Source organism: Leifsonia sp. Root1293, assembly GCF_001425325.1.
Classification (GTDB): Bacteria; Actinomycetota; Actinomycetes; order Actinomycetales; family Microbacteriaceae; genus Orlajensenia.
The window spans coordinates 449,328-474,181 of the sequence record NZ_LMEH01000002.1; the positions used below are offsets into that span (position 1 = coordinate 449,328).

A 24,854-nucleotide genomic window follows, 5' to 3' on the forward strand; every position below is an offset into this window, starting at 1 on the left:
CGCCTGAACTGTCGTCGTGCGCTTTCGGACGCGCAGCGCACGTCCGGCCCTCGGTCAGCGGCAGACACGCCCCGCCCCGTCCTAGGCTGGACGCATGCACGGTGAGTACAAGGTTCCCCAGGGCAAGCTCGTCGTCGTCGACTTCGAGGTCGTCGACGACCTGATCTCGGGTTTCAGGCTCGCCGGTGACTTCTTCCTCGAACCCGACGAAGCTCTCGGCGCGATCGACACCGCTGTCAACGGGCTCTCGGCCGAGACGGATGCCACGGGGATAGCCCGCGCCATCACGGCGGCGCTTCCCGAGGGAACCGTCATGCTCGGCTTCTCGGCGGAAGGCGTGGCGGTCGCCATCCGCCGCGCCCTGAAGAAGGCCACCAGCTGGCGCGACTACCAGTGGCAGCTCATCCATGCCCGTGCCGTGAGCCCGGCCATGCACCTCGCCCTCGACGAGGTGCTGGCCGTCGAGGTGGGCGCTGGACGCCGCCAGCCGACGCTGCGCATCTGGGAGTGGGACGAGTCGGCCGTCGTGATCGGCAGCTTCCAGTCGCTCAAGAACGAGGTCGACCCCGACGGCGCCGCCAGGTTCGGCTACGACGTCGTGCGCCGCATCTCCGGGGGCGGCGCGATGATGATGGAGAAGGGCTCTGTCGTCACCTACTCGCTCTACGTTCCAGCCGATCTCGTGCAGGGCATGACCTTCGCCGACTCCTACGCCTTCCTCGACGCCTGGGTCATCGACGCGCTCCGCGCCCTCGGGGTCGAAGCGAGCTATCAGCCGCTCAACGACATCACGAGTCCGACCGGCAAGATCGGCGGTGCCGCGCAGAAGCGCCTCGGCAACGGCGGCATCCTGCACCACGTCACGATGAGCTACGACATGGACGGCGAGATCATGACGCAGGTCCTCCGCATCGGCCGGGAGAAGATCAGCGACAAGGGCATCGCGAGCGCGGCGAAGCGGGTCGACCCTCTCAAGCGCCAGGCCGGAGTCGAGCGGGCCGTCATCATCGAGCAGCTCGAGAAGACCTTCACCGCGCTGACGGATGCCGTTCCCGGCGACATCACCGACGAGGAGTACGCCCAGGCCGAGGCGCTCGTCGCGTCGAAGTTCGCGACAGCGGAGTGGCTCAACCGCGTGCCGTGATCGCCGACGGCAGCCGCGTCAGGCCTTCGGTTCCCGCACAGCGGGCCGGCCGGGCTGACGAACCACCGGCTCATTCTTCTAGGCTGGACGCATGAACTGGTGGATCCCCGTCGCGATAGCGGTGCTCGTCGCGTTCATCGTGTTCGCCTCGCGCATGGGCTGGGTCGACTTCAGCAACAAGGTCGGCCGGGGCACGGCAGGCGGCGGCGCCCTCGGAGTGGTGGACGAGGTGTTCGCGCCGCACCGGCACGAGATCGAGGTGCAGCGCGAGCGGGAGAGCGTGCTTCCAGCCCCGTCTCCCGTCGCCGACGATGACGACAAGGGAATCCTCGAGACGAACGACGCCGACGACCCGACGACCCGGTTCGACGGCCGCATCCGCCTCGACCTCTAGCCGGCTTCGTTCGCCGGCTCGCCATCTGTGGCCGCCGGCGGTCGTTCCAGCGGCCACACGTGGCGAGCGAGACTCCCATCCGGGCCAGAGGGCGGAAGCGCCGGCTGCTGACACAATGATGGGATGCCCGACCTCCGCGACGACGACATAGCGGTGGCGGGCGACGACACCGGCCGCGCGCAGCCCGGCCGTGCCGGTGATGCAGCGCCGGCCGCGGCATCCGTCGGCCGCATCATCCACGCCGACAACCTCACTGTGCTCCCGAGCCTGGCCGATGCGACGTTCACGCTGATCTACCTCGATCCGCCCTTCAACACCGGGCGCCCGCAGTCCCGCCAGAGCACGACGCATGTGCGCACGGGACTGGGCGCCGAGGGTGACGCGGACGCGGCTCCCCAGCGCGCCGCCGGGGTCATCTCCGGGTTCAAGGGGCGGCAGTACCAGCGCATCCGCGGCGACCTCTACAGCTACGACGATCAGTTCGAGGATTACTGGGGCTTCCTCGAACCGCGGCTCATCGAGGCCTGGCGCCTGCTCGCCGACGACGGCACTCTCTACCTGCACCTCGACTATCGCGAGGCTCACTACGCGAAGGTCATGCTCGACGCCCTGTTCGGTCGCGAATGCTTCCTCAATGAGCTCATCTGGGCCTACGACTACGGCGCGAAGTCCAAGAAGCGCTGGCCCACGAAGCACGACACGATCCTGGTATACGTGAAGAACCCGAAGACCTACTGGTTCGACTCCACGGCCGTCGACCGCGAGCCGTACATGGCGCCCGGCCTCGTCACTCCCGAGAAGGCCGAGCTCGGCAAGCTGCCGACAGACGTGTGGTGGCACACCATCGTCTCGCCGACCGGCAGGGAGAAGACCGGATACCCGACGCAGAAGCCGGAGGGCATCCTGCGGCGCATCATCCAGGCCTCGAGCCGGCCGGGTGACGCCGTGCTCGACTTCTTCGCGGGCTCCGGAACGACGGGCGCCGTGGCCGCGGCCCTCGGGCGCCGCTTCACGCTCATCGACGAGTCCGCGGATGCCGTCGCCATCATGCGCACGCGCTTCGCGGCCGTCGACGGCGTCGAGTTCGAGTAGCAGGCGAGCAGGCGGAGAGCTGCGTTCTGTGCTCTGGCCGAGAGGTGGCTGTACGCCTCGTCAACGCGGGGTCGTGCCCGATAGCGTAGACGGGAGACGACATGGAGCATCCGACGACGGATGGCCAGACGAGGAGGCGACCCGCGTGACGACAGGCAGCACCGCCGTTGGCCGCGTGTTCGCAGGGATCGCAGCCGGTGTCATCGGCCTCGCTCTCGCCGTCGGCGCCGCTTCTCCCGCGTTCGCCGAGGATCCGGTCGACTTCGGCTCGAGCGACATCATCGATCCCGCCGGCGTGCTGGGCGGAGACACCCAGTCCGTGCAGGACGCCATCGACCAGTTGCAGGCCGACACCGGACAGACACTGCTCGTCGCCTATGTCGACACCTTCGAGAACCCGAGCGATCGCGAGCAGTGGGTGCAGGAGGTGCGCGACCAGAACCAGCTCGGCGCGTCGAACGTCGTATTGGCCGTGGCGATCGACGACAGGCTCTACCAGCTCTCGTTCTCCGACGACTCGCCGCTCCAGGCCGACTCGGAGCAGATCGCCCAGGACTATGTCGTTCCCAGCCTCTCGCAGGAGGACTGGGCCGGCGCCGCGATCGGCGCTGCCGACGGCATCCGGGCGGCATCGAACGGTGAACTCAGCGGCGGAGGCGGCGGAAGCGGCGGTGGCGGTGGTACCGACACCGGCGAGAGCGGGTCGGGCAACGGCGGGGCCGTACTGCTGTGGGTCTTCTTGGGCGTCGGCGTCATCGTGCTCGCGGTCGTGGTGGTCTCGGCCATCCGCAAGCGCCGCCGGGCCGCCCTCGCTCGAGCGCGGGCGGCTCAGGATCGAGCAGCACTCGAGCAGCGCGCCGGCAGCCTGCTGGTGCAACTCGACGACGCCCTCAAGACCAGCGAGCAGGAGGTCGGCTTCGCTGCGGCGGAGTTCGGCGATGAGGCCGTGAAGCCGTTCACCGACGCGCTCGCGGCGGCCAACGCCTCGGCTCGCCAGGCCTTCGCCCTGAAGCAGAAGCTCGACGACGCCTTCCCCGAGAGCGATGCGGAGCGCGCGGCCATGACGGCCGAGATCACCAGCCTCACCGAGCAGGCGATCGCCGGTCTCGACGAGCGCTCCGACGAGTTCGATGCCCTTCGGGCTCTCGACGACAACGCCCTCCCCGTGCTGAAGACCGTGACGACGGATGCCGAGAGGCTGGGCGCCCGCCTCGCCTCCACGGAGGCCCGCATCGCCGAGCTGCACACCCGCTTCGAGGGCGAGACGATGTCGACTCTCACGGGCAATGCCGCCCAGGCTCGCCAGCTGCTCGCCTTCGCGACCGAGACCGCCGCAGCCGCCGCGGCGACCCTCTCGACGCCGGCCCCCGATGGCGGCCATCGTCCGAGCGTCGCCGTCCCGGTGCGCGCTGCCCAGCAGAGCATCGGCCAGGCCGGCCAGTTGCTCGACGCCGTCGACCGCGTGGCCCGCAGCCTCGAGGATGCGACGGCCGCCGTGGCGAAGGAGATCGACGACGTCGAGAGCGATCTGGCCGAGGCCCGGCGTACGGCCGTCACCACGCACCTCGGTGAGGCCGCGCTCGAGGGACCGATCGCTGCGGCCGAGCAGGTGCTCGTCGCCGCACGTCAGGCATCCGGAGGTCGCACCGACCCGCTCGCCATGGTTCGCCGCCTGCAGGAGGCCGAGGCGGCGCTCGATGCCGCGCTCGCGCCCTCACGTGAGGAACGCGTCCAGCAGGAGCGCGCCGTCGCCCTGTTGGGTCGCGCTCAGGCCACCGCGCAGTCGCAGATCCAGGCCGCATCCGACTTCATCGCCACCAGGCGGGGAGCGGTCGGGTCCGACGCGCGCCAGCGCCTGTCGGAGGCGATGCGCCTCTTCGACTCCTCCCGAGCGATCGGCCCGGGCGACCCCGTGCAGGCACTCGACCAGGCCCAGCGGTCGCAGGCACTCGCGGCCAGCGCCATCCAGATCGCCCAGAGCGATGTGTCGGGCTACGACGACGACTCCTGGGGTGGCGGGGGTGGCGGCGGTAGGCGTTCCGGTGGCGGTGACGCCCTGACCGGCGCCATCATCGGCGGAATACTCGGCGGCCTCCTCACAGGGGGCGGCGGGCGAGGCGGCGACTCCGGCAGCATCTTCGGCGGAGGTGGCGGCTTCGGCGGCGGCAGCGGGTTCGGGGGAGGCGGCTTCGGCGGAGGTTTCGGTGGCGGCGGCGGCTTCGGCGGCGGCGGATCCGGCGGCAGGTTCTAGCGGCATCCGGCACCGCAGCCGGGGTCGTGCACGAGTGTGGCGGGCAACGACGCAACAGCATCAATCAGCAGTACGAGAAAGGGAACACCATGGCAAAGCAGTCCATCATCGGCCGCATCACCCAGCTCGCGAAGGCGAACATCAACGCGCTGCTCGATCAGGCCGAGGATCCGCAGAAGATGCTCGATCAGATGGTGCGCGACTACACGTCGAGCATCGGCGAAGCCGAGAGCGCCGTGGCGCAGACCATCGGCAACCTGCGGATGCTCGAGGAGGATCACCGCGAAGACGTCGCCGCTGCAGACGACTGGGGTCGTAAGGCCCTGGCCGCGAGCCGCAAGGCCGACGAGCTGCGGGGAGCCGGGAACACGACGGATGCCGACAAGTTCGACGCCCTCGCCCGGGTCGCCCTCGGGCGCCAGCTGCAGTCCGAGAACGAGGCGAAGGGCGCCGAGCCGATGATCGCCTCGCAGACGGCCGTCGTCGACCAGCTCAAGGACGGCCTCGGAAAGATGCGCGAGAAGCTCAATCAGCTCTCGTCGAAGCGCGACGAGCTCATCGCCCGTTCGAAGACCGTCGAGGCTCAGTCGCAGGTGAACGACGCCATCAAGAGTGTCGACATCCTCGATCCCACGAGCGAGATCAGCCGCTTCGAGGACAAGATCCGGCGCGAGGAGGCGAAGGTGCGCGGCCAGCAGGAGCTGGCTGCCTCCAGCCTCGACGCGCAGTTCGAAGACCTGGAGGACCTCGGCGAACTCACCGAGGTCGAGGCCCGGCTCGCAGCGCTCAAGGGTGGAGAGCCGCAGAAGGCGATCGAGTAGACCGCCGGGAACAGGCCGGAACGCCGAGAACAGGCCGGTCTGGCCTGTAGTCGCCGCAATCGCCGAATCCGGCCTGTTCTCGACCCTGGTGGACGGGCGGCGTGCCCGATGGAGGGAGTACGACGATGGTCGAAGTCACCGATACCCGGGAATACCCGCCGGGCGTCCCCAGCTGGATCGACGTGGAGACCGCGCATCCGTATGACGCCATGGAGTTCTACGGAACGCTGTTCGGCTGGCGGTTCCACGATGCGGTGCCGCCGGGAGCGCCGGGCTCGTACCTCGTCGCCACCCTCGACGGGCACGACGTCGCCGCCATCTCGCCGACGATCGAGGAGGTTCCGGCGGTCTGGAACAGCTACGTCGCCACTCGCAGCGCCGACACCGCGGTCGAGACCGTCGTCGCCGCGGGCGGCAGCGTGCGCACGGGGCCGGTCGATGCCGGCCCCGGCGGTCGTTGGGCGGAGTTCGTCGACCCCGACGGCGCCGTCTTCAGGGTCTGGCAGGCTCGCAGGCGCCTGGGCGCCCAGCTCGTGAACGTGCCCGGCTCGTGGAACTTCAGCGTGCTGGTCACGCCGACGCCAGAGAACGGAATTCGGTTCTACTCGGAGGTCTTCGGCTGGGAGGTCGATCCGGCCCTCGGCGCCGGAATGGCCAGGCTGCCGGGCTACGGTGATCACCTGGCGGCGACCATCGACCCCGACATCAGGGAGCGCCAGGCCTTCGCGCCCCCGGGGTTCGCCGACGTCGTCGCCGGCATCGAGGCCGGGGAGGCGCCTGCGCGCTGGGAGGTGAGGTTCACGGTCGACGATCGGGACGCCTCGGCTGCCCTCAGCGAGTCTCTCGGCGGCACCGTGCTCACCACAGCCGACGGCCCGTGGACCCGCGAGGCGCTCATCCGCGATCCCCACGGCGCGATCTTCACGCTGAGTCAGTTCGCTCCGCAGCAGTCCTAGGTCGACGCGCGCACGACGAGCGAGGTCTTCAGCTTCGTGACGGTGTCGACGGGTTCGCCCTCGATGAGCTTGACGAGCACCCTGGCCATCTCGCGGCCCATCTCGACAGCCGGCTGGTGCACCGTCGTGAGCGCTGGGTTCGCCGTGGCCCCGTAGATGTCGTCGTCGAAGCCGATCACTGCGATGTCCTCGGGGATGCGCAGACCGGCCTCCCGAATGGCGGAGTACGCGCCGATGGCCATCTGGTCGTTGGCCGCGAACACGCCGTCGATCTTCGGGTCCCGGGCCAACAGCCGCTTCATCGCCGTGGCTCCCGACGCGGGGGAGAAGTCGCCGACTTCGAACAACTCGGTGTCCATGCCGTGCTCGCCCAGCACCTCGCGCCAGCCCGCCAGGCGGTCGACACCGGGAGGCATGTCCTGGGGCCCGGCGATCGTGGCGATCCTCGTGCGACCGGATGCGACCAGGTGCGCGACGGCCGTCTCGGCACCGCGCTGGTTGTCGACGTCGATGAAGTAGTTGTCGCTCTCCGTGTCGCTCAGCGGTCGGCCGCCGAAGACGACAGGAAGCGTGCGGCTCAACTGAGCGTAGGAGTGGTCGCCGGTGTGGTGGGAGACCACGAGTGCCCCGTCGACGTTGCCGCCCAGCAGGTAGCGCCTGGTCTTGCCCGACTGCGACTCGGACTCGATGATCATGTTCAGCGTGTAGTCGGTGTCGGCCAGGTGCAGGGCGATGCCCTGCACCACCGAGGCGAAGAACGGGTCGGCGAACACGCGGGCGGCCGACTCGGGAACGATGAGTGCGATCGCCTGGGTCTTCCGGCTGGCCAGCGACCTGGCAGCCCGGTTCGGAACGTAGTTCAGGGCTTCGATGGCGCGCTGAACGGCCTCGGCGACGTCGGGAGTGACCTTCGGTGAGCCGTTGACGACCCTCGACACCGTGGCGCGCGAGACGCCGGCATGTGCGGCGACCATCTCGAGCGTCGGCACTGCGCCCGCCCGAAGCTTCTCTGCCACTCCATCGCTCCCCATGTTCGAACTGGCTCCCACGATAGTGCTGATCAGACGCTCGCCTTCGACGCCGCGATGATGGAGGCGTACTGGGTGGCGGAGAACTTGGGGGTTCGCACGAGGGTGTCGTAGTCGACGTGCACGATCCCGAAGCGCTTGTTGTAGCCCCATGCCCACTCGTAGTTGTCGAGCAGCGACCACACGAAGTAGCCGCGCACGTCGGCGCCGGCGTCGATGGCCTCGCCCACCGCCGAGATGTGGGCGTCGATGTAGGCCCAGCGTTCCGCGTCGTGCACCGCTCCGTCGACGATCTCGTCCTCGTAGGCGGCGCCGTTCTCGGTGATGTAGAGAGGCGGCAGAGTCGGGTACTCCCGACCGAGGCGCACCAGCAGCGTGCGGAGGCCGTCGGGATTCACCTCCCAGCCCATCGCGGTGCGCGGCAGGTGGCGCGTCGGGAAGGTGACGTACTCGCTGCCGACGAAGGGGGAACGGCCGGGCTTGTCCGTCGGGACCAGGCCGGGTGCGGCATCCGGTGCAGCGGGATGACCGGACACGTTGTCGTCGTGGTAGTGGTTCACGCCGAGGAAGTCGATCGGCGTGCTGATGACGGCCAGGTCGCCGCCCTGAACGTACTGGAGGAAGTCGTACTCCGCCAGGTCGCCGATGACGTCGGCCGGATACTCGCCGAGCAGCAGTGGCTCGAGGTACATGCGGTTCCACAGGCCGTCGATGCGGCGGGCGGCCTCGAGGTCGACAGGGTCGGTCGGGTTGTTCGGAACGGCGTTCGTGAGGTTGAGCGTGATGCCGATCTGCAACTCACGACCGTCACGTGCGGCCAACTCCCGCAGGCGGGCTGCAGCGAGACCGTGCGCGAGGTGCTGGTGGTGCAGCGCCGCGAGCCCGGCGTCCGGATCGGTCAGGCCCGGCGCGTGCTCGCCGGCGACGTAGCCGATGAGGGAGGAGCAGAGCGGTTCGTTGAAGGTCGTCCAGTGGGTGACGCGGTCGCCGAGGGCGCCGTACACGGCTTCGGCGTACTCGACGAACCTGTAGGCGGTCTCGCGGTTGGCCCAGCCGCCCTCCTCCTGGAGGGCCTGCGGGAGGTCCCAGTGGTAGAGGGTCAGCCACGGCAGGATGCCCTGGTCGAGCAGCTCGTCGACCAGGGAGCTGTAGAAGTCGAGCCCCTCCTGGTTGACGCTGCGCCCACCGGGAACCACGCGGGCCCAGCTGGTGGAGAACCTGTACGAGTCGAGCCCGAGGTCCTTCATGATGGCGACATCCGAGGGGACCCGGTGGTAGTGGTCGACGGCCTGCTCGGGAGTGTCGCCGTTGGCGACGGCGCCCGGGACCCCCGAGTACGCGTCCCAGATGGAGTCCTCCTTGCCGCCCTCGTGGGCAGCGCCCTCGATCTGGGCGGCTGCGGTGGCCGAGCCCCAGAGGAACCCTGTCGGCCAGGTGCGTTCGGTGAGTGGAATTCTCATCAGCCCTTCACTGCTCCTGCCATGATTCCCGAGACGAGCTGCTTTCCGGCCAGCACGAACAGGATGAGGAGGGGGATGGTCGCCATGACGGCGCCGGCGAGCACGATCGTGTAGTCGACGTACTTCGCGCTCTGCAGCTGGCTGAGGGCGACCTGGAGGGTCGGGTTCTGCGGAGAGACCAGCAGCGGCCAGAGATAGTCGGTCCAGGCCGTCATGAACGTGAACAGCCCGAGGATGGCCATGGCCGGGCGCGCAGCGGGAAGGCCGACGTGCCAGAAGGTTCCGAACATGGAGGCTCCGTCGACGCGGGCGGCCTCGATCAGCTCGTCGGGGATGACGTCGACCAGGTACTGCCGCATGAAGAACACTCCGAATGCCGTCACGAGCGTCGGCACGATGATGGCGCCCAGGGTGCCCGTCCAGCCGAACTCCTTCATGAGCATGAAGAGCGGGATGATGCCGAGCTGGGTCGGCACGGCGAGCGTGGCGATCACGAAGACCATCAGGCCCTCTCGGCCCTTGAAGCGGAGCTTCGCGAAGGAGTAGCCGGCCAGGGTCGAGAAGAACACGACCGAGATCGTGATGACGCTGGCGACGATGATGCTGTTGGCGAGCGCCTGCCAGAACGGCACGGTGTCGAGCACCGAGGCGACGTTGTCCCAGAATCGTCCACCGGGCAGCAGCGGCGGCCAGGTGTCCGCGAGCACGGAGCTGTCGCTGGATCCGGCGACGAACGACCACCACAGCGGGTAGGCGCCGCCGAGGAACAGGGCGATGAGCAGGCCGTAGGTGAGGAACCCGGGGCGGCGATCGATTCCGACGTCGCGGCGTGCCCTCGTGGGCTTGGGCGGCTTGCCGCTGCCGCTCTGGGCGCCGGCATCCGTCGTGGGAGCGGCCGGCTTCTTCAGGTCGGTCGTGGTGCTCATGAGCGCTTCTCCCCTGCTGCTGCGACGATGGCGCGGGCGCCTTCGGCCTTCCCTGCGTTGTGTTCCGCGATCCGGCGACGTGTGCGCTTCTTCGATGTGCGGGTCTCGACCGATGCGATGCGACGGGAGATCAGGAAGTTCATGATGCCGAACGCCACGATGATGATGAACAGCAACCAGGCGATGGCGGATGCCTTGCCGAAGTCACTGCGGTTGAAGGCCATGTCCCACAGGTAGAGCACCGTGGTCTGGTACTCGCGGTGCGGGCCGCCGAGCACGGAGCTCGACGGGTTGAACAGCTTCGGCTCCGTGAAGATCTGCAGACCGCCGATCGTCGCCGTGATGATCACGAAGATCATGGTGGGGCGGATGCTCGGCAGCGTGATGGAGAAGAAGCGACGGAAGGCTCCGGCGCCGTCGAGGGCGGCCGACTCGTGGATGTCGCGCGGCACGGACTGCATGGCGGCGAGGAGGATCAGGGCGTTGTAGCCGGTCCAGCGCCAGTTGACCATGGTGGCGATCGCGACGTGGGACGGGAAGGTCTCGGTCTTCCACATCACCGGATCGAGGTTCAGGGCTTCGAGGATGTTGTTGATGAGGCCGTACTTCTCGGAGAACGCACTGGAGAAGATGATGGCGACCGCCACGGGGGTGACCACGTAGGGGATGAGGACGCTCATGCGCCAGAAGGTCTTGGCGCGGATGTTCTGGTCGAGCACGGCCGCGATGAACACCGCGGCGAGGAGCTGGGGGATGCAGGAGAGCAGGAAGATGCTCACGGTGTTGAACAGCGAGTTCCAGAAGTACGGATCGGTGAGCTCGTCCGTGTAGTTCTGGAAGCCGACCCACTCGCCCGGCCCGGAGAGCAGGTCCCAGTCGTTGAGAGACACCACGAAGGTGTACACCAGCGGGAACAGGCCGATGAGGCCGAACAGCACGAAGAACGGTGCGATGTAGAGGAACGGCGACACCTTGGCGTCGAAGCGGCTCACTCGGTGCTTGAACGGCACCTTCGAGGGCGAGGCCTTCGGGGGCCGTGCCGCTGCCGGGGTGGTGCTCGTCTCCGGGGGACTGACTGTCGTGGTCATGCTGTTCTCTCTCAAGGAATGTGGCCCCCCGGAAACGGGTCTCCGGGGGGCCACCGTGGAGCTGGTGAGACTTACTTGAGGTCCAGGCTCTGCAGCGTGGTGATTGCCTCGTTCCACGCGTCATCGCCCGAGGCGCCCTTGTCGAGCGACTGCGTCGCCGGTCCGAAGACCTGCTCCTGGATGACCGAGTCGTTCGGGCCCTTGTACTGGGCCACGACGCCCTCGGCACGGGATCCGAGGATCTCGCCGATGGGGGCGTTGTTGAAGAACTTGGTCAGGTCGCTCTCGCCGGTGACACCGGCGTCGGTCTGCGCCTCGATGACCGACGGGAAGGTGCCCGCTGCCTGGAAGGCGGAGACGGCCGACTTGGCGTCGGTCAGGTAGGCGGCCAGTGCGGCAGCCTCCTTCGGGTGCTTCGACGTGGTGGGAACGGTCAGGAACGTTCCACCCCAGTTGGCGGGGCCGCCGGGGAAGACATCCGCGAAGTCCCAGCCGGAGGTGGCGTCGCCACCAGCGGACTCGACCTGACCCTTGACGACACCGAGCATCCAGCCCGGGCACATGAAGGTCGCGAAGGAACCGTCGGTGAAGGCCTTGCCCTTACCCCAGTCCCACTGAGCCTGGCCGCTGGAGAGGCCGGCGGCTGCGCCACCGGCGAGCTTCTCCCACTGCGCCTTCAGGTCTGCGTTGTTCTCGACGTCGAGCTTGCCGTCGGAGGTGTAGTAGCCCTCGGGGAGCTGGTTGACCATGGCGTTCCAGACGAAGCCGCTCTGGTCGTAGAAGGGCTTGCCGGTGGCAGCCTTGTACTGCTCGCCGACCTTGAAGAAGTCGTCCCACGTCGCGTCGTCGCCACCGAAGAGCTCGGCAACGGCCTCGCGGTCGCTCGGCAGGCCGGCTGCCTCGAACAGCTTGCCGTTGTAGCAGAGGCCCTCGGGGCCGATGTCGGTGCCGTAGCCGATGATGCGGCCGTCCTTGTCGGTGCCCTGCTTCAGCTTCCAGTCGACCCAGCGGTCCTTGATGTCGTTCGCACCGTACTCGGTGAGGTCGGTGAAGCTGTCGGAGACCGCCTGCACCTGGCCGAGCCAGCCCTCTTCCACGGCCTGCACGTCGGGGAGACCGGCGCCTGCTGCCTGCTTGGTCTTCCAGTCGGTGAGCGCGTTTCCACCGGTGTCGATGTTGGTGGCCTTGATGGTGACGTTGGGGTTCTCTTCCTCGTACTGCTTGTAGAGGTCGTCGAGTCCCATGGTTCCGAACGTCGTGACGGTCAGTTCGACCTTCTCGTCGGACGATCCCGATCCCGTGTCGCCGGATGAGGAACATCCTGTGGCGAGGAGGGCGATTGCTGCGACACCGGCGACGGCGGCAACAGCTGTGGTGCGTCGTGAAAGCTTCACGGTTCACTCCCTTGTGTGCGTGGACAATTAGTGTGGTGCGTGCTCTGAGAGCGCTCTCTCACTACCCTGTGAGAGCGCTCTCACGATTGCGTTCCGAGAATAAGCACTGCGGATGGCGTCTGTCAAGAGAGCGCTCTCACGGCGCCCATACGTTACGAATCCGTTACACGCCGCTGCACGCGGAACGTGGTCGATGCACGGCGTCGGTCGCCGTGCATATTCGCCTGTCGGCGCCCGTCAGGGGCGCTGCACCGGCACGGATCCCGTGCGCGGGCCGGGATCGAGCAGCGACCCGGTGATGTCGGCTGCGTGCTGAGCCTGCAGGTCGGTCTGGAGTTCGTCGTCCGCCCTGGCCTGCGCTGCCGCGGCCTCCGCCTTGTCGTCCGCAGCCTCCTGCAGCGCCGACTTCGCTCGAAGCGGCGGTGCCTTGAAGAACAGGGTCAGCACGAAGGCGATCAGCACCACGAACAGCGCCACCCAGTACACCTGCACGGCCGAGGCGTTGAATCCGTAGAGGAACGGCTTCGCCAGTCGGGGATCGGCTCCGTTCAGGAACGACGTGTCGTCCAGAGTGCTGCTCCCGAACGAGCCGCCCGTTCCACTCTCGAGTTGCTCCTGAACCGTGGGAGCGACCTGGCTCACCACCTGCGCGCGCTGGGCGTCATCGCTGAGATCGACACCGGCGGGCAGCTGGGCCTGGATGGGCGTGACGATGGGCGTGTAGATCGTCTCCATGATCTGGGCGTTCTCCGGCGCTGCCGCGACTGTCGGGTCGAGAGCGGCATCCAGGGCGTCGGCCAGCGTGTCCTGATCCGAGAGCGAGCCGACGATGTTCGTCGGCATCACGGTGAACAGCAGCGACAGCAGAACGGCCGTGCCCAGGGTGCCGCCGATCTGGCGGAAGAAGGTCGACGAACTGGTCGCGACCCCCATGTCGCGCAGGCCCACGGAGTTCTGGCTCGCGATGGTGAGCGTCTGCATGAGCTGACCGAGGCCGAGGCCGATCAGGAGCATCGCGCCAGCGACGAACCAGTACGAGGAGTCGTACTGCAGGAACGTGAGGTAGAAGAACCCGCCGGAGAGGAGCGCCGTGCCGATGGTGGGGAAGATCCTGTAGCGGCCCGTGCGGGCGATGATCTGCCCGCTGGCGATGGACGAGATCATCAGGCCGAGGATCATGGGCAGCATCTGCAGCCCGCTCTCGGTGGGAGTGGACCCGAGCACGAGTTGCAGGTAGAGCGGCAGGGTGAGCATGGCGCCGAACATGCCGAAGCCGACGAAGACGCCGATGACCGTGGCCATGGAGAAGGTCGACGAGCGGAAGAGCTTGAGCGGGATGAGCGCGTCGTCCTTCATACTCGCCTCGACGAGGATGAAGGCGATGATGCCGAGCACGCCGATCACGTAGCAGGCGATGGCGCCGGGGCTGCTCCATCCCCACACGCGACCCTCCTCGGCGACCAGCAGCAGCGGGACGAGCGCGAGAATCACCGTGGCGGCGCCCCACCAGTCGATGCGCACCGAATACCGTTCGGTCTTCGGCAGGTGGAGGAAGCGCAGCACGATCGCGAGCGCGATGACTCCGATCGGCACGTTGATGAGGAACACCCAGCGCCAGCCGGCGATGCCGAGGATCTCCTCCGCGCCGGCGAACAGGCCGCCGACGAGCGGGCCGATGAGGCTCGAGATCCCGAACACCGCGAGGAAGTAGCCCTGGTACTTCGCGCGTTCGCGCGGGGCCAGCATGTCGCCCATGATCGCGAGGGGCATCGACATGAGGCCGCCGGCTCCCAGACCCTGCACGGCTCGGAAGAACGCCAGCTCGATCATCGACGTCGAGAAGGTGGCGAGGATCGAGCCGATGATGAAGATCACGATGGCGATGATGAACAGCGGCCGCCGACCGAAGATGTCGGAGAGCTTTCCGTAGAGCGGGGTCGAGATCGTCGAGGTGATGAGATACGCCGTCGTGACCCACGCCTGCTGGCTGAGCCCGTGCAGGTCGTCGCCGATCGTGCGGATGGCGGTACCCACCACGGTCTGGTCCAGGGCCGAGAGGAACATGCCCGCCATCAGGCCGAAGATCACGAACAGGATCTGCCGATGCGACATGAGCGGGGTGGATGCTGGGGACTCCGCGGTGTTGGTCACAGACCTCACGGTAGACCCGGTCCCTGCGGGGGACAATGGGCATGTCCACGAGCATCGGTTCGGGCGCTCGGAGGGTCCTCCGAGGTTCGGTTGCTACGGTCCGAGGATGCCCCGCTCCTCCTCGACGTTCCCGCGCGCCATCGCGGCCATCGCCGTCACAGCGGCATCCGTCGCCATCCTCGCCGCATGCTCCGGTCCCGTGGCGATTGCCGAGAAGACCGAGTCCGCCCCGAAGGCGAAGACCTCGGCCGAGATCCCGGCTCCGGTGCAGGAGGCCTCGAAGGCCGACACGGCCCCGGCCTCCGCTGCTCTCAGTGCTCCCGTGCAGGCGCAGATCGACTACGCGCTGACGTACTGGCAGGACTACAACGAGGCCGAATTCGGGGTACTCGGCGACAACGACTGCGTGAACTTCGCCAGCCAGACCCTCCTCGCCCGGGGGTGGGTGCAGGACGACGAGTGGTTCCACTCCGACGATGTGTATGCGTCGAGCGCCAGCTGGCGCAGCTCCACCTCCTTCCGGGACTGGCTCGAGACCCGCCCCGACCTGGCGACGGCTCTCGACGACAGCCAGCGCGACCAGGTGAGCGTCGGTGACATCGTGCAGTTCGACTGGGACCAGTCGGGTGACCGCGACCACACCGGCGTGGTGACCCGCGTGACCCATGAGGACGGCGGAACGCAGGTCTACTTCGCCGGTCACACGCTCGACTCCGACTACCGCAGCGTCGACACCGCGATCACCGAGGACCACCCGGGCGGCGCGGTGTACTACTGGCACATCGCCTCCTAGGGCGAGCTACTCGGTCGCGTCGCCCAGCGCGTCTGCGTCTGGCGTCCGGCGTCTGCAACGCGCCGCACCCGGCGGTGGGGCGACGAGGCGCGCCTCCCCGGATACATTGGAACAATGTCCGGATCCCGAGCCCTGCGTGCGTCCCGTCGAGTGCGGCGCAATCGCACCATCGTCGTCGCGACGACGGTCGTGGTGCTCGTGGCCGGCGCCACCGCGGCCGGTGTGATCACGGGCGCGCATGGCGCCGACGGGCCGACCTCCGCCGACCCGTCGCGGTCTGGCTCGCCGACGGCATCCGCGAGCCAGACACCGACACCGACCCGTCCGGCCCCGGCCCAGACGCCGACTCCGACGGCGGTGCCGAGCTTCGACAAGGCCGCCCGATCGATCGACGACCCCGCGAGCATCTGGGTCGTCAGCGACAAGCTGCGCCCACTGAACCCCGTGGACTATGAGCCGGCCGATCTCGTCGACGTGCCCGTCGCCCACACCTGGGACCCCGTTCTCCGCCAGGAGGCGTCGGATGCCGTCGTCGCGATGTTCCAGACCGCCTCGGACGAGGCCGGCCTCGCCCTCGCCTCCAACAGCGCGTATCGCAGCTTCTCGACGCAGCAGAGCGTCTACGACGACGACGTCGCCGCGCTCGGCCAGGAGGGCGCCGACCTCAGCACGGCCCGGCCCGGGTTCAGCGAGCACCAGACCGGGCTCGCGATCGACATCGGCGCGGAGTCGGGGGACTGCTCGCTGAGCCAGTGCTTCGCCGACACCGCCGAGGGCCAGTGGCTGGCTGCGAACGCGTACAGGTTCGGCTACCTGCTGCGCTATCCGGCCGACAAGGTGCCTGTCACCGGCTTCGAGTTCGAGCCGTGGCACTACCGCTACATCGGCGTCGACCTCGCGACCGAGATGCACCGCAGCGGGGTCACCACGCTCGAGGAGTTCTTCGGCCTTCCGGCCGCTCCCAACTACGGCTGACGTCGCTTCGGAACGGGGCGCTCGCATCGCGCCGGTGGGCGCACGTTGTCGCCCGAATACATGCGTTCCCATGAAATGTTGAGGATTCGTCCAGAACCCTGCCATAACCGTGTGGTGAGGTTACGGGTCTTCTGCTCGGCTATCCGAAATTCACTCAATGCTCCACCGCTCCACCTGGACCCCCACCCGGCCCACCCTCTTCTCCACCCTCCGTCTCATCGCTTCTCGTCGTCACCGCCGCGGCCAGCACGCCTCGCACTCGCCCTTCACGGCGGGTACGGCGCTGGTCAGCTGCGGCCTCGCGCTGAGCGTCACAGCGGGCGCACTGACGCTCGGAGCGACGGCGGGCGCCTCGGCGACCGACGCTCCAGCCCGTGCGGCTGCATCCGGCAGCGCCGTGGCTGACACGAAGCGGAAGGCGACGATCACCCCGGTCACCACGCCGACCCCCGTCGATGACGGCAGCCCCGTCATCGACGCGCTGCCCGTGGTCACGTCCGGCCCGGTGACCGGCGGCACGACGATCACCCTGTCCGGCGCGAACCTCACCGACGTCGCATCCGTGACCATCGGAGGTCAGGCCGCACCCGTGCTGTCGGCGACGGATGAGACCGTGACCGTCGCCGCTCCGGCGGCGCCCCGCTACTCGGAGGGAACGGTTCCCATCACCGTGCTGGACGCCGCGGGTACCGCCGTCCCCCTCGACGTCACGCCGGCGACCACCCTCGCCGACCTCAAGGTGAAGGGTGCGGCCGAGCCCGCCCTCACCTTCAGCTACACGCCCGACGAGCACATCACCGCGCAGACGAACTACGTGCTCACGTACTGGTCGAACTACAACTCGCAGTACTTCATGTCGATCGACGGGGCGGACTGCGCCAACTTCGCCAGCCAGGGCCTCATCGCTCGCGGCTGGACCATGGATGCCGACTGGTGGTACGCCGACGACGGGCAGACGAGTTCCTCGTGGATCAGTTCGACGGCGCTCTACGGCTATCTCGGCGCCCACCCCGAGCGTGCGACCTACCTCGGTGGCGACCGCACCAACGTGAAGGTCGGCGACATCGCCCAGTTCGACTGGGACGGCTCCGGCGACCTCGACCACACGACCACGGTGACCAGAGTCGATCACACCGATGACGGCGTGAAGGTGTACGTGGCCGGGCACACGAAGGACTCCGACTACTGGGACGTCGACGAGGCGCTCGCCACCGGCGGGGGCACGGTGCAGTTCTGGGGCATCAAGAACCAGGCCTGACCTCCTCTGCCCCGCTGGTCGAGTAGCCCGCGAGCGCAGCGAGCAGGCGTATCGAGACCACGTCCGGCGCCGGGGCGGGCATCGGCGTGATCTCGATACGTGTCGACTGCGTCGGTCACTACTCGATCAGCGGGGACGCGGGCACTACTCGATCACCGGTGTGCTCCTAGCTGATCGCGCCGTCCACGATGTCTCGCGCCTCCGCCTGGACCTGGCGCAGGTGGTCCTCGCCGAGGAACGACTCCGCGTAGATCTTGTAGACGTCCTCGGTGCCGCTGGGGCGAGCCGCGAACCAGGCGTTCTCGCTCACCACCTTGAGACCGCCGACGGCGGCGTCGTTGCCCGGCGCCTTCGACAGCTTCGCCGTGATCGGTTCGCCCGCGAGTTCGGTGGCGGTGATGGCGTCGCCGTCGAGCTTGCCGAGCGCCGCCTTCTGGGCGGGCGTCGCTTCGGCGTCGATGCGCTCGTAGGCGGGGTCGCCGAACCTCTCGACGAGCTTCGCGTACAGCTGGGACGGGCTGCGACCCGTCACGGCTCGGATCTCCGATGCCAGCAGCGCGAGCAGGATGCCGTCCTTGTCCGTCGTCCAGGCCGTGCCGTCGAAGCGCAGGAAGCTCGCGCCGGCGCTCTCCTCCCCGCCGAAGCCGACGGAGCCGTCGATGAGACCGGGCACGAACCACTTGAAGCCGACGGGCACCTCCCAGAGGCGGCGGCCGAGGTGCTCGGCCACCCTGTCGATCATGCTCGACGACACCAGCGTCTTGCCGATGGCCGCATCCTGTCGCCACCCACCGCGGTGACCGTAGAGGTACTCGATGGCGACGGCGAGATAGTGGTTCGGGTTCATGAGCCCGCCGTCGGGCGTCACGATGCCGTGCCTATCGGCATCGGCGTCATTGCCCGCGAGGATGTCGTACTCGCTCTGGTGCTTCAGCACGCTGGCCATGGCGGACGGGCTCGACGGATCCATGCGGATCTTCCCGTCCCAGTCGAGCGTCATGAACTCCCACGTCGGGTCGACGGCCTCGTTGACCACCGTGAGATCGATGCCGTAGAAGTCGCGGATGGCTCCCCAGTAGTTGACGGATGCCCCGCCCAGGGGATCGGCACCGATGCGGATGCCGCTGCGCTTGATCGCGTCGAAGTCGATGATGTTGGCGAGGTCCGCCACGTACATGCCGCGGTAGTCATACGTCTGGACGGCGCTCGGCTCTGCCATCTTCACAGCGTGCATGCCGTCGGCGATGATCTCGTTGGCGCGCGCCGCGATCCAGCTGGTGGCGTCGGAGTCGGCCGGACCACCGTGCGGCGGGTTGTACTTGAAGCCGCCGTCGGTCGGCGGGTTGTGGCTCGGGGTGACGACGATCCCGTCGGCAGTCTCGCCGGCGGCGCGGTGGGCCGCGTCGTTGTTCCAGGTGATGATGGCGAGCGACACGGCCGGTGTCGGCACCCAGTCGTCGTACTCGTCGACCATGGCCTGCACGCCGTTGCCGACGAGAACGCTGAGGGCCGTCGTCATCGCCGGAGCGCTGAGGGCGTGGGTGTCGGCTCCGATGAACAGCGGACCGGTGATGCCCTGGGCCGTGCGGTACTCCACGATGGCCTGGGTGGTCGCCGCGATGTGCCAGTCGTTGAACGAGGTGGTGAGGGAGCTCCCGCGATGGCCGGAGGTGCCGAACACCACCCGCTGCTCGGGTATCGAGGGGTCGGGCTTCAATTCGTAGTAGGCGTGGATGAGAGCCTCGACATCGATGAGGTCGGACTTCTTGGCCGGCGTTCCTGCGCGATCCGTCATAGTGCTCAGTCTGGCATCGCACGCGTCGCATTTCGAGGGCGTAGCGGCGCACCTCGTGGCTAGGCTATGCCCATGCCAGACGAGCCCTCCGCCGACGCCGCCTCCGAGACCTACAGCTATCTCGGACCGGCCGGCACCTTCACCGAGGCCGCGCTGGCGCAGGTCGAGGCGGCGGCCGGCAAGACCTGGCGGCCGGTCAACAACGTGGGGGAGGCGTTCGCCGACGTCACCAGCGGCCGCAGCGTCGCAGCCATGATCGCCATCGAGAACTCGATCGAGGGCGGGGTCTCGGCCACCCAGGACGCCCTCGCCAACGTCTCGGGCCTGCGCATCATCGGCGAGTACCTCGTTCCGGTGAACTTCGTGCTGGTCGCCCGCCGCGGCACGACCATCGACATGGTCAGCGTCATCAACGCCCATCCCGTCGCCTACGCCCAGACCCGCGGCTGGCTCGAGACCGCCCTACCGGCCCACGGGCACATCCCCGCCACGAGCAACGTCGCCGCGGCGTCCGAACTCTTCCTCACGTCGCAGGCGGATGCCGCCATCGCCCCTCCCGGCATCGTGAACCACTACGACGTCGAGGTGCTCGCCGAGGACATCGGCGACAACCCCAACGCCGTGACCCGGTTCGTGCTCGTCGGCCGTGAGGTCTCCATTCCGGCGCCGACGGGTGCCGACAAGACGAGCCTCATCGTCGAGCTTCCCGACGATCACCCCGGTGCCCTGCTCGAGATGCTCGAGCAGTTCTCCACCCGGGGAGTCAACCTGAGCCTGCTCGAGTCGCGTCCGATCGGCGACGCCCTCGGGCGCTACCGCTTCGTCATCGACGCCGACGGCCACATCCTCGACGAGCGGGTGGCCGACGCGCTGCTCGGTCTTCGCCGGTTCAGTCCGCAGGTCATCTTCCTGGGCTCCTATCCCCGGGCTGACAAGCAGCAGATCGAGTTCACATCACGCTACGAGGACGAGGTGTTCATCGAGGCGCGGGACTGGCTGCGAGGACTGGTGACAGGCGAGCCGCAGACGGCCGAGACCGCATCCGCGACGGATGCCGCACCGGGAATGTGAGCGATGGCCGCTGACGAGGATGTGCACGGCCACGACGGAGACGCCGTGACCGATGAGGGGCTCGACCCGCGCTTCGATCCCCGGTTCCAGCGCGGGTACAGCGCCCCCGCGTCGGCCGGAGCGCCCGCGCCCACCGAGCAGCGGGCCGAGGAGAAGCGCCGGGCCGGCATCGATCCGCGCTTCGATCCCCGGTTCCAGCGTGGCTACGACCCCGAGCGGCACCAGCAGGTGCGACGACCGATCGCGGCGGACGAGGTCGATGATCGCCCGGCATTCTCATCGACGGTCAAGGCCGGGATCCCGCGCCCGATCGACGCCCCCGTCTCGCGACCGGCTGCGCGCACTCCGGTGCAGCCGGCGAGGGACGCTCGGCCGGCCGCCGCGCCGGCCGTTCCCGACCCCGCCGCGGTCGACGACGACGACCCGTCGGTCGTTCCGACCGTCGGCTCGCCGGCATCCGTTGGTCGCAATCCGTACCTCGTGGCCCTCTGGATCGCCTGCGTGGCGCTCGTCGTGGGAGGCGCCGTGGTCATCGTGCAGGCCGCCGTCAACACCCCCGGTGGCGGGTTCGGTGTCTCGGCCTTCGGCGACGCCTTCGTCGTTGCGGCGTGGGTCATCGCACCGCCCGCCGTCATGGTGGGGCTACTCGGTCTCGTCGCGCTCACTCTGTCCCGCGCCCTCGGCTGGTTGGCCGACAACCCAGACCGCGCCGATCCGGATGCCGCGGCCTACGGAATCGACGAGCTGTGAACCGCTGGCTCGCAGCCCTCTGGGCCGGTCTGCTGATCGGCGTCGTCGGCTGCGCCGTCGGAGCGGCCGGCCTGTCGGCCATGATGCCGGGGCAGCGCCGACAGGAGGACTACGCGGGCGTGGACTGGGCGGTGATCAGCATTCAGCAGGCGCTGGTGCTGCCGGCATCCGCAGTGCTGCTGTTCGCGAGCGGGCTGGCTCTGCTGGCCTACGCGGCTGTGCGCTCCTCCTCAGCTCGCTGAGGGCCGAGCGGAGCGACCGGCGCTACACCAGCGGGGGCACCATCACGATGAGGGCGTCGTCCTCGACCCAGGCCGTCATCGAGCTGATCACCGCGACCTCGTCTCCGTCGAGCTCGAACACCCGCGGCTCCTCGAGCTGCATGGAGATGCGCGGGCCGCGCATGGTGGTCATCGTGGCAGGAGCAGCCGCATCCGTGAGCTTGATGATGCGCCTGCCGAAGGCGAACGGACGCATCACGCGGTTCTCCCATGCGACCCTGCGCCACACGTCGAGCCAGCCGAACAGGGTGCGCGGTTGCATCATCGCGATATCGAGGATGCCATCGTCGATGCGCGCGTCGGGGAAGAGCAGGATGTTGCCGGGAAGCATGCCGCAGTTCCCGATGAGCACGGTGCTGATGTGAGCGTGATGGCGGTGCTCCTCGTCACCCATCGCATACCGCAGCCTGAAGCGCTTCGCCTTCGGCAGGGCACGCATGCCGGAGTCGACGTAGGCCAGCCAGCCCACCTTCTTCTTCAGCTGCGGATTGGCCGTCGCGATCATGTCGGCATCGAGGCCGAGTCCGGCCATCACGACGAAGGCATGGTCGCTGGATGCTCCGTCGACGGTGACGACCGAGGCTATCCCGACGTCCATCGGCCGTTCGGTGCCCTCGAAGGCGAGCCGCACCGAGAACTCGAGGTCGCCGAGCGGCAGGTCGAGGTTGCGGGCGAGGAGGTTGCCCGTTCCCGATGGAACGAGGGTGAGCGGCACGCCGCTTCCTCTGAGGGCGGCGGCGACGGCGCGCACGGTTCCGTCTCCACCGGCGACGAGCACCGTGGTCACCCCCGCCGCTATCGCCTGGGCGGCGACGCCGCTGCCCGGGTCCTCGATGGAGGTCTCCAACCACAGCGGGTCGGCCCAGCCGTGCCAGTCCGAGTGCCGTGCGACGACAGCTCGGAGAGCCGCCCGATCCACCTTAATCGGGTTGAGGATCACTGCCGCCCGAGGGGCCCTGGGCGCGGCTGCTGACATGGGTCCCACCGTATTGCATGGGTCTGCGGGTCGGTCCGTCGTTCCGGGGCTGCACGGCCGGGCGAGGGGCGGCGCTGGGCGCGATTGTAGACTGACGACCGTGATCGATCCCGTACTCCTCCGCGACAACCCTGCCGTCATCAAGGCCTCGCAGGAGGCCCGCGGCGACTCCCCGGCCCTCGTCGATGCCGCCCTCGAAGCCGACGGCATCCGTCGCGCGGCCATCTCGGAGTTCGAGCGGCTGCGCGCCGAGCAGAACGCCTTCGGCAAGCGCGTCGCCCAGGCGGCTCCCGAGGAGAAGAAGGCGCTTGTCGCCGAGGTGCAGCAGCTCGCCGCGCAGGTCAAGGAGGCGAACCAGACGGCGACGGATGCCGCCGCCCGCTTCGACGAGATCGTTCGGGGCATCGGCAACGTCATCATCGACGGCGTTCCTGCCGGCGGTGAGGACGACTTCGTCACCCTGCGCGAGGTCGGCGGGATCCCCACGTTCGACTTCCCGGCGCGCGACCACCTCGAGATCGGCGAGATCCTCGACGCCATCGACATGGGCCGCGGGGCCAAGGTGAGCGGCGCCCGTTTCTACTACCTCAAGGGCATCGGGGCCAGACTCGAGATCGCGCTGATGAACATGGCGCTCGATCGTGCCATGGCCGCGGGATTCGTTCCGCTCATCACGCCGACACTGGTCAAGCCCGAGATCATGCAGGGCACCGGATTCCTCGGCGCCCACTCCGACGAGGTCTACTACCTCCCCAAGGAGGACCTCTACCTCACGGGAACGAGCGAGGTCGCGCTCGCCGGGTACCACTCCGACGAGATCATCGACGTGGAGAAGGGCCCGCTCCGCTACGCCGGCTGGAGCACCTGCTACCGCAGCGAGGCCGGCAGCCACGGGAAGGACACCCGCGGCATCATCCGCGTGCACCAGTTCAACAAGCTGGAGATGTTCTGCTACATCACGCCGGACGAGGCCGAGACCGAGCACGCCCGTCTGCTGGCGCTGCAGGAGGAGATGCTGCAGTCGCTGGGGCTCAGCTACCGCGTCATCGACACCGCGGCCGGCGACCTGGGGTCGAGCGCCGCCCGCAAGTTCGATGTCGAGGCCTGGGTCCCGACCCAGAACGCCTACCGCGAGCTCACCTCCACGAGCAACTGCACCACCTTCCAGGCTCGCCGCCTCGACACCCGCTACAGGACCGAGAGCGGCAAGACGGCTCCCGTCGCCACGCTCAACGGCACGCTCGCCACCACACGGTGGATCGTCGCCATCCTCGAGACCCACCAGCTGCCCGACGGCTCGGTGCGGGTGCCGGAGGCGTTGCGGCCCTACCTCGGCGGCCTCGAGGTCCTCGAGCCGGCTGCGCGCCGATGATCGCCGCGAGCGACGACGACATCACTCCCGTGGCAGCATCCGAGCGATGGCTCATCGCCCTCGACGTCGACGGAACCGTGCTCCACGAGGACGAGACGCTGAGTGTCGCCGTGCGGGATGAGATCACACGCGTGCAGCAGCTCGGGCACGAGGTCATGCTCGCCACGGGTCGCAGCTGGGCGGCGTCCAAGACGGTGCTCGAGGATCTGGGGCTGGCTCCCCAGTTCGTCGTCTGCTCCAACGGCGCGCTCGTCATGGAGCGCGACGAGACCGAGCCCGACGGCTACAGGCGCGCCCACGTCGAGACCTTCGATCCCGGACCCGTTCTCGAGCGCATCCGCACCCACCTGCCGACAGGTCGGTTCATGGTCGAGGACCCTGTGGGCTTCCGGCTCTACACCGACGGGATGACGGAGTGGAACCTCGAGAACGCGCGGCTCGCGACGTTCGAGCAGCTCTCGGAGCAGCCGGCGACACGCGTCGTCGTCGTGTCGCCCGACCACGACCTCGAGGAGTTCCTCTCCATCGTCGAGGGCATGGGGCTGCACCAGGTCACCTATGCCATCGGCTGGACGGCCTGGCTAGACATCGCCCCTGACGGCGTCAACAAGGCCACCGGCCTGGAGCGGGTGCGCGAGCGCCTTGGCATCCCCCGGTCCCGGGTGTTCGCGGCCGGCGACGGTCGCAACGACATCGACATGTTCCGCTGGGCGGGCGTGGAGGGTCGCGCCGTCGCGATGGGTCAGTCTCCCGACGAGGTGAAGCAGGTGGCGACCGAGATCACAGCCTCGGTGCACGAAGACGGCCTCGCGCGGGCGCTCGAGACCTTCGCCGGCTGACCCCTTTCGGGTCACGGATGCGGGTGCGAGACGCGTGCC

At 68.5% G+C, this 24,854-nt stretch carries 22 protein-coding genes; 14 read left to right on the plus strand and 8 right to left on the minus strand.

Annotated elements, in window-relative coordinates; translation table 11 throughout:
- The first annotated feature begins 94 nt into the window (after window positions 1–94).
- From ASC59_RS13950 to ASC59_RS13975, 6 genes are all read left to right on the plus strand, one after another.
- Window positions 95–1,144 (plus strand): lipoate--protein ligase family protein, encoded by a 1,050-nt coding sequence (locus ASC59_RS13950; protein ID WP_055824280.1) that lies wholly within the window; start codon window positions 95–97, stop codon window positions 1,142–1,144.
- Between the two features lie 91 nt (window positions 1,145–1,235).
- Window positions 1,236–1,538 carry a hypothetical protein gene (locus ASC59_RS13955; protein ID WP_055824283.1) on the plus strand — a complete coding sequence of 101 codons (303 nt, stop codon included), beginning with the start codon at window positions 1,236–1,238 and terminating at the stop codon, window positions 1,536–1,538.
- Between the two features lie 123 nt (window positions 1,539–1,661).
- Window positions 1,662–2,630 carry a DNA-methyltransferase gene (locus tag ASC59_RS13960; RefSeq protein WP_082513695.1) on the plus strand — a complete coding sequence of 323 codons (969 nt, stop codon included), beginning with the start codon at window positions 1,662–1,664 and terminating at the stop codon, window positions 2,628–2,630.
- 145 nt (window positions 2,631–2,775) lie between these two features.
- Window positions 2,776–4,881 carry a TPM domain-containing protein gene (locus tag ASC59_RS17730; protein WP_055824286.1) on the plus strand — a complete coding sequence of 702 codons (2,106 nt, stop codon included), beginning with the start codon at window positions 2,776–2,778 and terminating at the stop codon, window positions 4,879–4,881.
- A gap of 89 nt (window positions 4,882–4,970) precedes the next feature.
- On the plus strand, window positions 4,971–5,702 hold the full coding sequence (locus ASC59_RS13970) for a PspA/IM30 family protein (protein ID WP_055824290.1): 732 nt from the start codon (window positions 4,971–4,973) through the stop codon (window positions 5,700–5,702).
- Between the two features lie 125 nt (window positions 5,703–5,827).
- Window positions 5,828–6,658 (plus strand): VOC family protein, encoded by an 831-nt coding sequence (locus ASC59_RS13975; protein WP_055824293.1) that lies wholly within the window; start codon window positions 5,828–5,830, stop codon window positions 6,656–6,658.
- On the opposite strand, the gene ASC59_RS13980 is transcribed toward ASC59_RS13975, so the two are convergent.
- From ASC59_RS13980 to ASC59_RS14005, 6 genes are all read right to left on the minus strand, one after another.
- The gene (locus tag ASC59_RS13980; protein WP_055824296.1) at window positions 6,655–7,689 is read right to left on the minus strand and encodes a LacI family DNA-binding transcriptional regulator; all 1,035 of its coding nucleotides are present in this window, start codon (window positions 7,687–7,689) and stop codon (window positions 6,655–6,657) included. The two genes, ASC59_RS13975 and ASC59_RS13980, sit on opposite strands and share 4 nt — an antisense overlap.
- Before the next feature lie 29 nt (window positions 7,690–7,718).
- Window positions 7,719–9,146, minus strand: a complete 1,428-nt coding sequence (locus ASC59_RS13985; RefSeq protein WP_055824299.1) for a glycoside hydrolase family 1 protein — start codon at window positions 9,144–9,146, stop codon at window positions 7,719–7,721.
- Window positions 9,146–10,072 (minus strand): carbohydrate ABC transporter permease, encoded by a 927-nt coding sequence (locus tag ASC59_RS13990; RefSeq protein ID WP_082513697.1) that lies wholly within the window; start codon window positions 10,070–10,072, stop codon window positions 9,146–9,148. Before ASC59_RS13990 ends, ASC59_RS13985 begins: the two co-directional genes overlap by 1 nt.
- The gene (locus tag ASC59_RS13995; protein WP_055824304.1) at window positions 10,069–11,160 is read right to left on the minus strand and encodes a carbohydrate ABC transporter permease; all 1,092 of its coding nucleotides are present in this window, start codon (window positions 11,158–11,160) and stop codon (window positions 10,069–10,071) included. Before ASC59_RS13995 ends, ASC59_RS13990 begins: the two co-directional genes overlap by 4 nt.
- Window positions 11,161–11,231: 71 nt before the next feature.
- Complete coding sequence (locus ASC59_RS14000) at window positions 11,232–12,554, minus strand: ABC transporter substrate-binding protein (RefSeq protein ID WP_055824306.1); 1,323 nt, start codon at window positions 12,552–12,554, stop codon at window positions 11,232–11,234.
- Window positions 12,555–12,791: 237 nt separating this feature from the next.
- Window positions 12,792–14,666 carry an MDR family MFS transporter gene (locus tag ASC59_RS14005; protein WP_055824309.1) on the minus strand — a complete coding sequence of 625 codons (1,875 nt, stop codon included), beginning with the start codon at window positions 14,664–14,666 and terminating at the stop codon, window positions 12,792–12,794.
- 145 nt (window positions 14,667–14,811) lie between these two features.
- Here ASC59_RS14005 and ASC59_RS14010 point away from each other — a divergent pair, with 145 nt between their 5' ends.
- The 3 genes from ASC59_RS14010 (at window position 14,812) to ASC59_RS14020 (ending at window position 17,731) form a co-directional block, all read left to right on the plus strand.
- On the plus strand, window positions 14,812–15,498 hold the full coding sequence (locus ASC59_RS14010; protein ID WP_055824311.1) for an amidase domain-containing protein: 687 nt from the start codon (window positions 14,812–14,814) through the stop codon (window positions 15,496–15,498).
- Window positions 15,499–15,612: 114 nt separating this feature from the next.
- On the plus strand, window positions 15,613–16,473 hold the full coding sequence (locus tag ASC59_RS14015; RefSeq protein WP_055824313.1) for a M15 family metallopeptidase: 861 nt from the start codon (window positions 15,613–15,615) through the stop codon (window positions 16,471–16,473).
- A gap of 157 nt (window positions 16,474–16,630) precedes the next feature.
- Window positions 16,631–17,731, plus strand: a complete 1,101-nt coding sequence (locus tag ASC59_RS14020; RefSeq protein ID WP_055824315.1) for an amidase domain-containing protein — start codon at window positions 16,631–16,633, stop codon at window positions 17,729–17,731.
- Between the two features lie 166 nt (window positions 17,732–17,897).
- Here the strand turns inward: ASC59_RS14020 and pgm are convergent, their stop codons facing one another.
- On the minus strand, window positions 17,898–19,526 hold the full coding sequence (gene pgm / locus ASC59_RS14025) for a phosphoglucomutase (alpha-D-glucose-1,6-bisphosphate-dependent) (protein ID WP_055824317.1): 1,629 nt from the start codon (window positions 19,524–19,526) through the stop codon (window positions 17,898–17,900).
- 72 nt (window positions 19,527–19,598) lie between these two features.
- Between pgm and pheA the strand changes: the two genes are divergently transcribed.
- From pheA to ASC59_RS14040, 3 genes are read left to right on the plus strand one after another with little or no spacing between them, the layout of a single operon-like run.
- A complete protein-coding gene (gene pheA, locus ASC59_RS14030; protein WP_055825597.1) occupies window positions 19,599–20,597 on the plus strand; it encodes a prephenate dehydratase in 999 nt (332 codons plus the stop codon).
- Between the two features lie 3 nt (window positions 20,598–20,600).
- Window positions 20,601–21,347, plus strand: coding sequence for a hypothetical protein (locus tag ASC59_RS14035; RefSeq protein ID WP_055824319.1), 747 nt, complete (start codon window positions 20,601–20,603; stop codon window positions 21,345–21,347).
- A complete protein-coding gene (locus ASC59_RS14040; protein WP_055824320.1) occupies window positions 21,344–21,589 on the plus strand; it encodes a hypothetical protein in 246 nt (81 codons plus the stop codon). Before ASC59_RS14035 ends, ASC59_RS14040 begins: the two co-directional genes overlap by 4 nt.
- 22 nt (window positions 21,590–21,611) lie before the next feature.
- Here ASC59_RS14040 and ASC59_RS14045 read toward each other — a convergent pair whose 3' ends face one another.
- Entirely contained in the window at window positions 21,612–22,604 is a 993-nt protein-coding gene (locus tag ASC59_RS14045; RefSeq protein WP_055824321.1) for a diacylglycerol/lipid kinase family protein, read from the minus strand.
- Window positions 22,605–22,704: 100 nt separating this feature from the next.
- On the opposite strand from ASC59_RS14045, the gene serS reads away from it, so the two are divergent.
- On the plus strand, window positions 22,705–23,976 hold the full coding sequence (serS, locus tag ASC59_RS14050; protein ID WP_055824323.1) for a serine--tRNA ligase: 1,272 nt from the start codon (window positions 22,705–22,707) through the stop codon (window positions 23,974–23,976).
- Window positions 23,973–24,815 (plus strand): HAD family hydrolase, encoded by an 843-nt coding sequence (locus ASC59_RS14055; protein WP_235492741.1) that lies wholly within the window; start codon window positions 23,973–23,975, stop codon window positions 24,813–24,815. Before serS ends, ASC59_RS14055 begins: the two co-directional genes overlap by 4 nt.
- The last annotated feature ends 39 nt before the right edge of the window (window positions 24,816–24,854 follow it).